General features: G+C 72.6%; 9 protein-coding genes. 4 read left to right on the top strand and 5 right to left on the bottom strand.

The window, feature by feature from the left end:
• The first annotated feature begins 735 nt into the window (after positions 1-735).
• From EV292_RS14270 to EV292_RS14255, 4 genes are all read left to right on the top strand, one after another.
• Positions 736-1,389, top strand: a complete 654-nt coding sequence (locus tag EV292_RS14270) for a DUF969 family protein (RefSeq protein ID WP_132909906.1) — start codon at positions 736-738, stop codon at positions 1,387-1,389.
• The gene (locus EV292_RS14265; protein WP_132909905.1) at positions 1,386-2,285 is read left to right on the top strand and encodes a DUF979 family protein; all 900 of its coding nucleotides are present in this window, start codon (positions 1,386-1,388) and stop codon (positions 2,283-2,285) included. The genes EV292_RS14270 and EV292_RS14265 overlap by 4 nt, the downstream gene beginning before the upstream one ends.
• Complete coding sequence (locus tag EV292_RS14260; RefSeq protein WP_132909904.1) at positions 2,282-3,283, top strand: DUF2891 domain-containing protein; 1,002 nt, start codon at positions 2,282-2,284, stop codon at positions 3,281-3,283. The genes EV292_RS14265 and EV292_RS14260 overlap by 4 nt, the downstream gene beginning before the upstream one ends.
• A gap of 86 nt (positions 3,284-3,369) precedes the next feature.
• Positions 3,370-5,337: a sialate O-acetylesterase gene (locus EV292_RS14255; protein ID WP_132909903.1), complete on the top strand. Its 1,968-nt coding sequence runs from the start codon at positions 3,370-3,372 to the stop codon at positions 5,335-5,337.
• Between the two features lie 88 nt (positions 5,338-5,425).
• Here EV292_RS14255 and ftsH read toward each other — a convergent pair whose 3' ends face one another.
• The 5 genes from ftsH to ptsP all read right to left on the bottom strand — a co-directional run bounded on the left by ftsH (position 5,426) and on the right by ptsP (position 12,926).
• Positions 5,426-7,408: an ATP-dependent zinc metalloprotease FtsH gene (gene ftsH, locus EV292_RS14250; protein WP_132909902.1), complete on the bottom strand. Its 1,983-nt coding sequence runs from the start codon at positions 7,406-7,408 to the stop codon at positions 5,426-5,428.
• A gap of 64 nt (positions 7,409-7,472) precedes the next feature.
• Complete coding sequence (gene tilS, locus EV292_RS14245; RefSeq protein WP_243693781.1) at positions 7,473-8,465, bottom strand: tRNA lysidine(34) synthetase TilS; 993 nt, start codon at positions 8,463-8,465, stop codon at positions 7,473-7,475.
• Between the two features lie 7 nt (positions 8,466-8,472).
• Positions 8,473-9,354, bottom strand: a complete 882-nt coding sequence (locus tag EV292_RS14240; RefSeq protein WP_132909900.1) for a YbgF trimerization domain-containing protein — start codon at positions 9,352-9,354, stop codon at positions 8,473-8,475.
• A gap of 299 nt (positions 9,355-9,653) precedes the next feature.
• A complete protein-coding gene (locus EV292_RS14235; RefSeq protein ID WP_132909899.1) occupies positions 9,654-10,544 on the bottom strand; it encodes a helix-turn-helix domain-containing protein in 891 nt (296 codons plus the stop codon).
• 114 nt (positions 10,545-10,658) lie between these two features.
• The gene (ptsP, locus tag EV292_RS14230) at positions 10,659-12,926 is read right to left on the bottom strand and encodes a phosphoenolpyruvate--protein phosphotransferase (RefSeq protein ID WP_132909898.1); all 2,268 of its coding nucleotides are present in this window, start codon (positions 12,924-12,926) and stop codon (positions 10,659-10,661) included.
• Positions 12,927-13,033: the final 107 nt, after the last annotated feature.

Here is a 13,033-nt window from a genome sequence, read left to right as displayed (position 1 = left end):
GCCGCGGGAGCTATCCCGACTGGGCCCCGGCCTCCGCGAGACCTCTGCGAAACTTCCTCGTCATCCCGGGCTTGGCCCGGGATCCACTCTTCCTCAAGAGCATCGCACGATGAGTGTGCGGCACGGTGGATCCCGGACCAAGTCCGGGATGACGGAAGGGGTTTGGCAAAGGTACCGCCTTCGCCGGGGCGGCGGGGTGACGGGTGCGTCATCTGGTTCCCCGAGCCCGCACCCCGGCGGACGCCGGGGTCCAGTTGGGGGGCGTTGGTCGACCTCACACCAGCCTTCCCGACTAGGCGCTGGCCTCCGCCGGGGCGGGGTGCTGGGTCCGTTGCCGCATCCCTCAAGCCGTCACCCGGGCCCTCGCGCGACCTTTGCGGAAGTCGCGGAACGCTCCTTCTCCACCGTCATCCCGGACTTGGTCCGGGATCCACTCCTCCGCAAGAATAGCGCGATGAGTGTGCGGCACAGTGGATCCCGGACCAAGTCCGGGATGACGGAAGGGGTTTGGCAAAGGTCTCGCCTTCGCCGGGGCGGCGGGGTGATGGGTCCGTCATCTGGTTCCCCGAGCCCGCACCCCGGCAGACGCGGGAGTCCAGTCGGGGAACGCCAGAGAGTCTCACATCGGCCTTCCCACCTGGACCCCGGCGTGCGCCGGGGTGGTCGCGCGTCGAGGCAAGGCCGCGTTTCAGAGGTCCCACTTTCGTCGCCCCTCACCTCACGGACCCGCCGCTGATGCTCGTCCTCGCCGGCGTCGCTGTGATCGCGCTGGGCTTCCTGCTGCGCTTCAACCCGCTGCTGGTGATCGTCGTCGCCGCCGCGGTGACCGGGCTGGCCGCCGGGCTCGACCCGCTCGCCGTGCTCGCTAAATTCGGCCACGCCTTCAACCAGAGCCGCTACGTCACCGCGATCTACATCGTGCTTCCCGTGATCGGCCTGCTCGAACGCGCCGGGCTGCAGCAGCGCGCGCGCGCGCTCGTCGGCGGGTTGCGCGGGCTCACCGTGGGGCGGCTGCTCGCGGGCTATCTGCTGTTCCGCCAGCTCTCCGCCGCGCTCGGGCTCAACGCGGTCGCAGGGCCGGCGCAGACAGTGCGGCCGCTCGTCGCGCCCATGGCCGAGGCTGCCGCCGCCCAACAGGGCGAACAGGACGGCGAGCCGATCCGCGCGCTCGCCGCCGCGACCGACAATATCGGCCTGTTCTTCGGCGAGGACGTCTTCATCGCGATCGGCTCGATCCTGCTGATGCGCGGCGTGCTCGAGGGCTATGGCGTGCGCGTCGAGCCGTTCCAGCTCTCGGTCTGGGCGATCCCGACCGCGCTCGCCGCCTTCCTCGTCCATGGCGCGCGGCTGTGGTGGCTCGACCGTCGGCTGAGGCGGCGCGCGCGATGATCGGGCTCAACCTCGTCTACGCGGTCGCCGGCCTCTTCTTCGCCGCCTGCGCGCTGCTCGGCGCGGCCGATCGGCGCTGGGCCAACGCGCTGTTCCACGCCTTGCTCGCGCTCTCCTTCTTCGCGGGCGACGCGATCGGCGATCTCGGCAACGGCGTGCTCGTGCTCGCCTTGGTCGCCACCGCCACCTCGGGCCGGATGCACCGCGGCGAGCCCGAGACGGCGAGCGAACCGCGCGGGCCCCTGCTCGCGCTGGCGCTGGTGATCCCCGCCGCCGCGCTCGGCGGCACCTTGCTGTTCAAGCGCCTGCCGACGCTGGTCGACTCGCAGCAGGCCACTTTGGTGGCGCTGACGCTCGGCGTGCTCGTCGCGCTCGCGCTCGGCCACTGGCGTCTGCGCGCGCCGCCGCTCGCGGGGGTGCGCGCGGGGCGGCGGCTGCTCGACGAGATCGGCTGGGCCGCGATCATGCCGCAGCTGCTCGCCAGCCTGGGCGCGGTGTTCGCGCTCGCGGGCGTCGGCGACGTGGTCGGCGGGCTGGTCGGCGGCGCGATTCCGGCGGGAAGCGTGCTCGGCGCCGCGATCGCCTATGGCCTCGGCATGGCGCTGTTCACGATCGTGATGGGCAATGCCTTCGCCGCCTTCCCGGTGATGGCGGCGGCGGTGGGCATGCCGCTGCTGGTGCGCCAGTATGGCGGGGACCCGGCGGCGGTCGCGGCGATCGGCATGCTGGCGGGCTTCTGCGGCACCTTGCTCACCCCGATGGCGGCCAACTTCAACATCGTCCCTGCCGCGTTGCTCGAGCTGCGCGACCGCTATGGCGTGATCCGCGCGCAGGCGGCGACCGCGCTGCCGCTGCTCCTGTTCAACGTGCTGCTGCTATGGTGGGTGATCCGATGACCAGGCTCGACCCCGCGCTCGCCGCGCGCTTCGCGCGCATCACGCTCGACCATGTCGGGCGCGCATATCCGTACAAGCTCGACCATGTCCTCACCGGCGCGCACGACGCGGTGCCGCCGGCGACGCTCCACCCGATCTTCCACGGCAGCTTCGACTGGCACAGCTGCGTCCACGGCTGGTGGCAGCTGCTGACGATCCGCCGCCTCTTCCCGGCGCTGGCGGAGGCGGAGGCGATCCGCGCGCGCGCCGACACCATGCTGGTCCCGGCCAAGGTCGCGGGCGAGCTCGCCTATCTCGACCGGCCGACCAGCGGCGGGTTCGAGCGCCCCTATGGCTGGGCGTGGCTGCTCGCGCTCCACGGCGAGGCGGACCGGCATGCCGCGCCTTGGGGCAAGGCGCTCGAACCGCTGGCGCGCGCCTTCGCCGCGCGCTTCGCGGCCTACCTGCCCAAGCTGACCTATGCGGTGCGCGTCGGCACGCATTTCAACACCAGCTTCGCGCTGGTGCTCGCGCGCGACTGGGCGCTGCGCCACGACCCCGCGCTGGTCGAGCTGATCGACGCGCGCGCGCGCGGCTGGTTCGGCGCGGACCGTGCCTGCCAGGCGTGGGAACCGTCGGGCGACGACTTCCTCTCCTCGGCCTTGTGCGAGGCGCTGCTGATGAGCCGCGTGCTGCCCGCCGGCGCATTCGCGGCGTGGTTCGACGCCTTCCTCCCCGATGTCGCGCGCGGCGAGCCGGCCACGCTGTTCCGCCCGGCGCATGTGTCGGACCGGAGCGACGGCAAGATCGCGCATCTCGACGGGCTCAACCTCAGCCGCGCCTGGTGCTGGCGCCAGCTCGCCGTCGCGCTCGGCGCACGCCATCCCGCCGCGGCGGCGATGCTGCACGTCGCCGAGGCGCATCTCGCCGCCAGCCTGCCGCATCTCGACGACGATTATATGGGCGGCCATTGGCTCGCCACCTTCGCGCTACTGGCGGTGCTGCCACCGGAACGCTGAGCCCGGGGTCGCGCGCGGCGATTGCGTCGCGCCGCGGGCTGGCGCAGGCTGGCGCTTCCTCCTCCCGCAGCGGATCTCCCCCGACGATGCCCCATCGACCAGCGCGCCTCCTCCCGCTCCTGCTCGCCGGCGCGCTGGCGGCGCCCGCCGCGCTCGCGGCGCCGCGGCTCGACGGCGCGATCGCGGACCATGGCGTGATCCAGCGCGACCGGCCGATCGCGCTGCGCGGCACCGCCGCCCCGGGCGAGACGGTGATGATCGGGCTCGCGGGGCGCAGCGTCACGGTGACCGCGGCGCGCGACGGTCGCTTCGCCGCGACGCTGCCGGCGCTCGCCGCGGGCGGGCCGTACGAGCTGACCGTCGCCGCGCCCAGCGGCGCGACGCTGGTCAGCGACCTGCTGGTCGGCGACGTCTTTCTGTGCTCGGGCCAGAGCAACATGGAGATGACGGTCAGCGACGCGCAGGCGCAGTTCGGCGACGCGCGCCCGCCGGTCGACGCGCAGCTGCGGCTGCTGACCATCCCCAAGGCGTCGAGCGTCACCCCGCTCGACCGGCTCGGCACTCCGCCGCGCTGGCAGCTCGCCGGGCCGGACAGCGCGCCAAGCTTCTCCGCGGCCTGTTTCTACATGGTCCAGTCGCTGCGCCGCACCGCCAAGGTGCCGATCGGCGCGATCCACGCGAGCTGGGGCGGATCCCGCATCAGCGCGTGGATGAGCGACGCCGCGCTGCGCGCCGGCGGCGAGGGCGAGGCGGCGGCGCAGCGCGCGCTCTACGCGCGCGATCCCGCCACCGCGGTGCGACGCGCGGTGGGGGCGTGGGAGCAATGGTGGCGCGGCGCGAGCGGCGACGCGCGCGGGCGCGAGCCGTGGCAGCCCGACGCCGCGCTCGACTGGCGCCCGGTGCCGTCGCTGACCGCCTTCGAAACCTGGGGCGTTCCCGAGCTCGCCGACTACAACGGCATCGTCTGGTATCGCCGCGAGGTGGAGCTGACCGCGGCGCAGGCGCGCGGACCGGCGACGCTGTCGCTCGGCACGATCGACGACGCCGACTATAGCTGGGTCAATGGCATCGGGGTCGGCGCGACGAGCCTGGCGACCCAGTCGCGCGTCTATGCGCTGCCCGCCGGGACGCTGCGCGCGGGGCGCAACGTCATCACGGTGAGCGACGACGACGTCTATGCCTTCGGCGGGATGACCGGCCCCGCCGAGCGGATGCGGCTGACCTTCGCGGACGGCAGCAGCGTCGCGCTCGACACCGGCTGGCGCTATGCGCGCGCCGGGCGGGTCGCCGGCGCGGCGCCGCGCGTGCCGTGGGACGACATCAACGGCGCGGGGATGCTCGACCATGCCATGGTGGCGCCGCTCGCGCCGATCCAGCTCGCGGGGATCGCCTGGTACCAGGGTGAATCCGACACCGGTCTGCCGGGCTATGACCGCCGGCTCGCCGCGCTGTTCGCGGACTGGCGCGCGCGGATGGGGACACCCGAGACCGCCGCGGCGGTGGTCCAGCTCTCCGCTTATGGCCCGCGCGCGGCGGCGCCGGCGGAGAGCGGCTGGGGCGTGGTGCGCGACGCGCAGCGCCGGGTCGTGGCGGCCGATCCGCATGCCGGTCTGGCGGTGACGCTCGACCTGGGCGACGCGCTCGACATCCACCCGGGCGAGAAGCGCGAGGTCGGGCTGCGGCTCGCGCGCGCGATGCGCGCGGCGCGCTACGGCGAGCCGGTCGCCCCGGCCGGCCCCGCGATCGCGACGGCGCGGCGCGGCGCGGACGGGGGCGCGGTGCTGCGCTTCTCCGGCGTCACCGGCGCGCTGAGCGCGCGCGGGGCGGCGCAGGCGGTCGGCTTCGAGCTATGCGGCGCGGCGGCGGGGACGTGCCGCTTCGCCGCGGGGACGGTGGCGGGGGACCGCGTGACGCTGCCGGGCGACGGCCAGCCGGTGACGCATGTCCGCTACGCCTGGGCGGAGACGCCGACGGTCAACCTGTTCGACGCGGCGCAGCTGCCCGTCGGCACGTTCGACGTCCCGGTGACGGAGGATGCCGCGCCGGGGGCGTGACCGCGCGGCCTGCGCTGCCCCGTGCGAAAGAAGAGGGGCGACCCGCAGGCCGCCCCTCCCTCATCCCAGCCGGTGATCCGGTGCGACGTCACGCTCCGGCGGGCGAGGCGCTTCCGAACGGCCCCGACGGGCGCTTGGTCTTGGGGATCGACGTGCCCGCCGCGGGCACCGCGGGCGCCTTCGGCCCCTGATCCGGCCGGCCGAGATCCTCACCCGCGATCAGGCGCTTGATCTCCTCGCCGCTCAGCGTCTCATATTCCAGCAGCGCGCCGGCGAGCGAGTGGAGCTGGTCGAGATGGTCGGTCAACACCTGCTTGGCGCGGTGCAGACCACCCTCGACGATCGCCTTGATCTCGTCGTCGATCAGCTGCGCGGTGGAGTTGGACATCCGCACCGGCTGGCTCGACGAATAGCCGAGGAAGCTCTCGCCCTCGGGCTGGGCGTACTCGACCGGCCCGACCTTGTCCGACATGCCCCACTTCGTGACCATGTCGCGCGCCAGCCCGGTGGCGTACTGGATGTCGCCGCTCGCGCCGCTCGACACCTTGTCATAGCCGAAGATCACTTCCTCGGCGACGCGGCCGCCCATCGCCACCGCGAGGTTCGCGTACATCTTGTCGCGGTGGTAGCTGTAGCTGTCACGCTCGGGCAAACGCATCACCATGCCCAAAGCGCGACCGCGCGGGATGATCGTCGCCTTGTGGATCGGGTCCGACGCCGGCTCGTGCAGCGCGACGATCGCGTGGCCCGCCTCGTGATAGGCGGTCATGCGCTTCTCGTCCTCGGTCATCACCATCGAGCGGCGCTCGGCGCCCATCATGACCTTGTCCTTGGCCTCCTCGAACTCGGCCATCGCGACCAGGCGCTTGCCCTTGCGCGCCGCCATCAGCGCGGCCTCGTTGACGAGATTGGCGAGGTCGGCGCCCGAGAAGCCCGGCGTGCCGCGCGCGATCACCCGCGCGTCGACGTCGGGCGCCAGCGGCACCTTCTTCATATGGACCTCGAGGATCTTCACGCGGCCGTCGATGTCCGGACGCGGCACCACCACCTGGCGGTCGAAGCGGCCCGGGCGCAGCAGCGCGGGGTCGAGCACGTCGGGGCGGTTGGTCGCCGCGACGATGATGATCCCCTCATTGGCCTCGAAGCCGTCCATCTCGACCAGCAGCTGGTTGAGCGTCTGCTCGCGCTCGTCGTTGCCGTTGCCCAGCCCGGCGCCGCGGTGGCGACCCACCGCGTCGATCTCGTCGATGAAGACGATGCACGGCGCCGACTTCTTGGCCTGCTCGAACATGTCGCGCACGCGGCTGGCGCCGACGCCGACGAACATCTCGACGAAGTCCGAGCCCGAGATGGTGAAGAAGGGCACGCCCGCCTCGCCCGCGATGGCGCGCGCCAGCAGCGTCTTGCCGGTGCCCGGCGAGCCGACCAGCAGCGCGCCCTTGGGGATCTTGCCGCCCAGGCGCGCGAACTTGGTGGGATCCTTGAGGAAGTCGACGATCTCGGTGAGCTCGGCGCGCGCCTCGTCGATGCCGGCGACATCGTCGAAGGTGACCTTGCCTTCCTTCTGCGTCAGCATGCGCGCGCGGCTCTTGCCGAAGCCCATCGCGCCGCCCGCGCCGCCGCCCTTCTGCATCTGGCGCAGCACGAAGAAGGCGATGCCGAGGAACAGCAGGAACGGCAGCGACTGGTAGAGCAGCACCATCCAGATCGACGGGCCCTCCTCCGGCTTGCCCGCCACCTCGACGCCCGCCTTGCGCAGCCGCTCGATCAGGCCCGAGTCCTGCACCGGATAGGTGCGGAACTTGTCGCCGTTCGAGAAGCTGCCGGTGATGATGTCGCGGCTGACGTTGACGTCCTTGACCGTGCCCTCGTCGACCTTGTCGAGGAAGGTGGAATAGGCCACGGTATTGCCCTGCGCCGTCGACGTGCGACCGTCGAGCAACGTCACCACGACCGCCAGCGAGAGCAGCACGCCGACCCAGATCAGCAGGCTCTTCATCCAGGGGTTAGGGGTGCCGCCGCCGCCATTGTCGCCGCCGCCGTTCCCGCGCTGCCTGTCGTTGTCGTTCATCGGGTACCTTTCCAACGAACACAATGTAAGCCACGACGGGTTAATGGCAATGGAACAGCGTCGGTCAGAGTGATCGACGCGGCGGTGCTGGGCGAAAAATCCAGCTTTCCTCGTGGACTTCTACCTTAACGCCGGCGTGGGTCGCGCCGCGGCGTGCCTCGAGCGCGTCGAGCAGCGGCTCGATATTGGACGAATCGGTGAAGGCGGGCAGCTCGATCGCGTGCCGCGCCCGAGTCGCGTGGAGCGCGCGGCGGAGGAGTCGACGGCGCAGTTCGCGCGGCTGCCCGGTCACGGCGAGAGGCCTGTCTGGTCCTCGCCATTGCTCGATCCACAGCCGCTCGGTCAACCGCGCGATCACCTCCTCCGCCTCGGCGAGGAAGGCCGCGGAGGCGGCGAGCGCGGCGGGGTCGAGCGCGGGCGCCGCGGCGAGCAGGGCGCGGACGCGGGTGCGATCGTGGCGCGGATCGCGATTCGACGGGTCGTCGACGAAGCGCGCCCCCGCCGCCTCCACCAGCGCGCGCAGCTCGGCGCGGCGCCACGCCAGCAGCGGGCGCAGCAGCAGCGCCCCGCCCTCCCGGCGCGCCGCGCGGATCGCGCTCAGCCCGGCCAGCCCCGAGGCACGGTTGAGCCGCATCAGCAACGTCTCGGCCTGGTCGTCGGCGTGGTGCGCGGTCAGCAGCGCGTCGACCCGCTCGCGCGCGGCCCAGTCGGTCAGCAGCGCGTAACGCGCCGCGCGCGCGCGGCGCTGGAGCGAGCTGCCCGCGATCGGCGCGTCCGGGACGAGCGTGGCGTGCGCCACGCCGAGCCGCGCGCATAGCGTCGCCACCATCGCCGCCTCCTCGGCGCCGGCGGGGCGGAGCCGGTGGTCGACCGTCGCCGCGACCACCGCGCCCGGGAAGGCCGCCGCGGCGAGCAGCAGCAGCGCGACCGAATCGGGTCCGCCCGAGACCGCCACGCCCAGCCGCGGCGCCCCCGTCAACGCCGCGTCGGCGCGCGCGAGCCCGCGGCGCAGCTCGTCGGCGAAGCGCGCCACCGCCGCCGCGGGCAGCGGCGCCACGCTCAGCTCACTTGCACTTGGCGGCGGTACGCGCCTTGGCGACATCGGCCTTGAGCCCGGGCGAGATCTTGCTGCCATAGACGTCGGTCAGCTCGCCATAGACCTTGCAGGCGTCCGCAGGCTTGTCGAGCTTGAGCAGCGCGGTGCCGAGATAATAGAGGCTGTCGGGCGCGCGCTCGCCGTCAGGGAACTTCTTGTAATTGTCGTAGAAGGCGATCGAGGCGAGGCTGGGCTTGCCCTCGTCGAGATAGGAGCGGCCCAGCAGGTTCTGCGCGAAGCTGGCGCGGCGGTGCTTGGGATAGGTGGCGACCACCTTCTTGAGCTGCGCCTCGGCGGCGGGATAGTCCTTCGCCTGCCACAGGCGATACCCCGCGAGGTAAGCGTCCTCCGCGGGGTCGCCGCTGCTCGGCCGGTCGATCGCGGCGGTGTCCCCCGCCGCCGCGACCGCGCCCGCGGGCACCGGGGCCTGGGGCACGGTGACCGCCGGCCCGCCCTCGCCGCCGAACCCCGGCGCCGGCGCCGGCGCGGCGGGGGGCGCCAGCCGCGCGTCGGTGGCCTTGCGATAGTCCTCGAACTGCTGCTCGAGCTGGCGCAGCTTGTACTGGGTCTGCTCGATCTGCCCGGTCATGCTCGCCATCTGCTGCTCGAGCGAGGTGACGCGCGCGGTGATGTCGGTCAGCGCGCTGGTGGCCGGGACGCCCGCGGCGTCGACCGGCGCGGTGGTCGGCGCGATCTGCGGCTCCACCATCGCGCCGGCGCCGCCGGGGAAGACCTTGCGCTGCACCGCGCGCATCTCCGCCTCGAGCTTGCCGACGCGGCCCTCGATCTGCGCCGCCGCCGGCGTCGCCACCACCAGCGCCAGCGCGGCGCCTGCCATCCACTTGGTCATCATCGTCCGTCCCCGGTGCGCACCTGTCGCACCTCTCTATAGAAGCGAGCTGTCGCCACGGTGAAGCGCGGCGTGGTCTGAGTCGCGAGAGCGCCGGCCGACGCTGCGTGCACGCGTCGTCTCCGTCATCACCCAACCGTCATCCCGGACTTGATCCGGGATCCATCTGTCCGCGACCGCCACGGTGGTGGTGTGCGCGGCACCATGGACCCCAGATCAAGTCCGGGGTGACGAAAGGGCGGCCAAGAGCCGCGACATGCCAATCCGACCCTCGGCCCGTCGGAGCATGGTACCACACCTCACCGCGCCACGTCGCGGAACGCGGCGAGCTGCCCCGCGTCGCCCGGTGCCGGTGCCGGTGCCGGTGCCGCCGCCGCGGTCGCCGGCGGCGTCGCGCTCGCGCTCGGCGCCGGCGCGGGCAGGCCGCGCGCGGCGAGCGCCTCGGCGCTGATGCCGACATCGCGGATCGCGCGCTTGCCGTCGCCCAGCGGCGCGACCTCGCGGCCGTCGACCGTCACGGTGAGCTGGTCGGGGCGGCCGACGTTGATCATGGGACGATCGGTACCGGCTGGCACCTCGAACGACTGACCCGGCTGCATCGTGCCCTCGAACAGGCGCTGCTTGGCGCCGTCGTAGACGCGCATCCACACCTCGGTGCGCGCGGTCAGCACCACCTTGCCGGTGCCGGCCGGGGTCGGCGCGGGCGGCGGCACCTCCTTGCTGGAGGCGACCTGCGCGCTCGGCGTCGCCTCGGGCGCCTGCTCGGCGGTGCCGCGGAACATGCCGGTGGAGAGCCACAGCACGCCCAGCACCAGCACCGCCAGCGCGAGCCCAGCGGCGACGATCACCAAACCGCGCGAGGGCGCGCGCGACGGGTCGGCGATCTCCTCGATATGGTGCTGGCGCAGCGGCATCGCGCCGCGCGCGAGCTCGCCGCGGATGGCGCGGCCGACATCGGCCTGGTCGAGCCCGACCGCACGGGCATAAGCGCGCGCGAAACCGGAGGCGTAGGTCGGCGAGGGCAGCAGGTCGAGCCGGTCCATCTCGAGCGCCTCGAGGAAGCGCTGCGTCACGCGCGTGCGCGCCGCCACCTCGGCCAGCGACAGCCCCTGCGCCTCGCGCGCCGCGCGCAGCCGCGCGCCGACCGAGCCGGGCGTCGGTGCCTGTGCGGGTAGCTCGCCGTCGCTCATTCTTCTCTCCGCCCCGCGCCCGCAGCGTTCTTGCGGGCGTGCGTTCGTGTTTCAAACACGAGCAACAGTGTCAACAGAGGGGCTTCACCCGATTCGACTCGATTCGTCGCGACCTCACGCCAGCTCAACCCCGCGCTCGGTCGCCCAGGCGGCGAGCGCGCCGCGCATGTCGCGCGGCGGGCGGACCAGCAGCTCGTCCATGAAGGCGGTCAGCGCAGCGCGATCGAGCGTGCGGATCATCGCCTTGACCGGCCCCACCGCCGCCGGGGTGATCGAGAGCCGGTCGAGCCCGATCCCGATCAGCGCCATCGCCTCCAGCGGCCGCCCGCCCATCTCGCCGCACACCGCCACCGGCACGCCGGCCTCGCGCGCGGGCACGATCACGCGGCGCAGGAACCGCAGGATCGAGCCCGACAGCCAGTCGTAGCGGTCCGCCAGCTTGGGATTGGCGCGGTCGGCGGCGAACAGGAACTGGGTGAGGTCGTTCGTCCCGATCGACAGGAAGTCGATGTTGGGCAGCAGCACGTCGAGCTGATAGGCGAGCGCGGGCACCTCCAGCATCGCGCCGTAGCGCACCTCCAGCGGCAGGCGCTTGTTGCGCTGGTGGAGGAAGGCGCGCTGCGCCTCGAACAAGGCCTTGGCCTCGTCGAACTCCCATGGCTCGGACACCATCGGGAACATCACGTTGAGCGTGCGCCCCGCGCCCGCCTCCAGCAGCGCGCGCGCCTGCGCCTTCATCAGCCCGTCGCGCTCCAGCGCGAGCCGCAGCGCGCGCCAGCCCATCGCCGGATTCTCCTCCTCGCCGGTGTGAGTCAGATAGGGCAACGCCTTGTCGCCGCCGATGTCGACCGTGCGGAAGATCACCGGGCGCGAGCCCGAGGCGTCGAGCACCTCGCGGTACAGCCGCTGCTGGCGCTCGCGCTGCGGCAGCGTGGCGGAGACGAGGAACTGGAACTCGGTGCGGAACAGCCCGATCCCGTCCGCCCCCGTCAGGTCGAGCACGGCGACGTCGTCGCGCAGCCCGGCGTTGACCATCACGGTCACGCGGTGACCGTCGCGCGTCTCGGGCGCGAGGTCGCGCAGCGCGGCATAGGCGGCCTTGCGCTTCTGCCGCGCGGCGAGCTTGGCCTCGAACGCCTCCTCCATCGCCGCGGTGGGGCGCACCGTCAGCGTGCCCTCGGTGACGTCGAGCAGCAGGAAGTCGCCCTCGGCGATCAGCCGGCGCACGTCGCGCACGCGGCCGAGCACGGGCACCCCCATCGCGCGCGCCACGATCGTGACGTGCGCGGTGAGCGATCCCTCCTCCAGCACCACGCCCTTGAGCCGGCGGCGATCGTACTCGAGCAGCTCGGCCGGCCCGAGGTTGCGCGCGATCAGGATCGTGTCCTGCCGCAGCCCGAGTTGCGCCGCGGTGCCCATCTGGCCCGAGACGATGCGCAGCAGCCGGTTGGACAGATCCTCCAGGTCGTGCATCCGGTCGGCGAGTAGCGGGTCGTCGATCTCGCGCATGCGCTGGCGGGTGCGCTGCTGCACGCGCTCGATCGCCGCCTCGGCGGTGAGCCCGCTGTCGATCGCCTCGTTGATGCGGCGCGCCCAGCCCTCGTCATAGGCGAACATCTTGTAGGTCGCGATGACCTCCTGATGCTCGTCACCGACGCCGAACTCGGCCTCGCGCGCGATCCGGTCGATCTGCTCGCGCATCTTGTCGAAGGCGGCATAGACGCGGTGGCGCTCGGCCTCGGTGTCCTCCGCGACGGTATGCTCGATATGGATGCGCGGCTGGTGGAAGACGGCGCAGCCCCCGGCCATGCCGTCGACCAGTTTCTGCCCCGCGATCCGCGTCGAGCCGGTCGATTGCGGCCGGTCGCTCGGCCCGCCCTGGTCGATCAGCCCGGCGTTGGCGATCAGCTCGGACAGCACCATCGCCACCGTCTGCAGCGCCTCGATCTCGACGTCCTCGTATTTGCGCGGATCGGCGTGCTGCACCGCGAGCACGCCCACCGCGCGCTCGCGGCGAATGATCGGGACGCCCGCGAAACTGTGGTAGCGATCCTCGCCGGTCTCGGGCTTGTAGGCGAAATCGGGGTGGCTGGCGGCCTCGTCGAGGTTGAGCACCTCGTTGTTCTTGGCGATCGTGCCGACCAGCCCTTCGCCCAGCGCCAGCTTGGTGACGTGGACCGCCTCGGGCGACAGGCCGCGCGTGGCGAACAGCTCGAGCACGCCCTCGCGCAGCAGGTAGATCGAGCAGACCTCGCTATCCAGCGCCTCGCCGATGATCTCCACCACCGAGTTGAGCTTGGCCTGCGCGTTCGAGCGCGCCGCCATCACATCGTGGAGGTTGACCAGGATCTCGCGGGCGGAGCGGGCGGCAGAGACGGGCATGAGGCGTGGCTATCAGACCGATGGCTTGGGTGCCACGCAGCATTTTCTTGGATGCGGCGCGTGCATCGCGGGTCGTGGCGGCGCTTGCAAAAGCCGCGGGGCTGCGG

Origin of the sequence: Sphingomonas sp. BK235 (assembly GCF_004345855.1) — a bacterium.
Taxonomy (GTDB): Bacteria; Pseudomonadota; Alphaproteobacteria; order Sphingomonadales; family Sphingomonadaceae; genus Sphingomonas.
The sequence above is the reverse complement of the archived record's forward strand: the minus strand, read 5'-3'. Positions and strand labels throughout refer to the sequence as shown.

What these genes read in the sequence shown, in the direction of transcription:
- EV292_RS14255 (WP_132909903.1), top strand. Translation starts at nt 3,370, where the DNA reads ATGCCCCATCGACCAGCGCGCCTCCTCCCGCTCCTGCTCGCCGGCGCG.
- EV292_RS14270 (WP_132909906.1), top strand. Translation starts at nt 736, where the DNA reads ATGCTCGTCCTCGCCGGCGTCGCTGTGATCGCGCTGGGCTTCCTGCTG.
- ftsH (WP_132909902.1), bottom strand. Translation starts at nt 7,408, where the DNA reads ATGAACGACAACGACAGGCAGCGCGGGAACGGCGGCGGCGACAATGGC.
- EV292_RS14240 (WP_132909900.1), bottom strand. Translation starts at nt 9,354, where the DNA reads ATGACCAAGTGGATGGCAGGCGCCGCGCTGGCGCTGGTGGTGGCGACG.
- EV292_RS14260 (WP_132909904.1), top strand. Translation starts at nt 2,282, where the DNA reads ATGACCAGGCTCGACCCCGCGCTCGCCGCGCGCTTCGCGCGCATCACG.
- EV292_RS14235 (WP_132909899.1), bottom strand. Translation starts at nt 10,544, where the DNA reads ATGAGCGACGGCGAGCTACCCGCACAGGCACCGACGCCCGGCTCGGTC.
- EV292_RS14265 (WP_132909905.1), top strand. Translation starts at nt 1,386, where the DNA reads ATGATCGGGCTCAACCTCGTCTACGCGGTCGCCGGCCTCTTCTTCGCC.
- ptsP (WP_132909898.1), bottom strand. Translation starts at nt 12,926, where the DNA reads ATGCCCGTCTCTGCCGCCCGCTCCGCCCGCGAGATCCTGGTCAACCTC.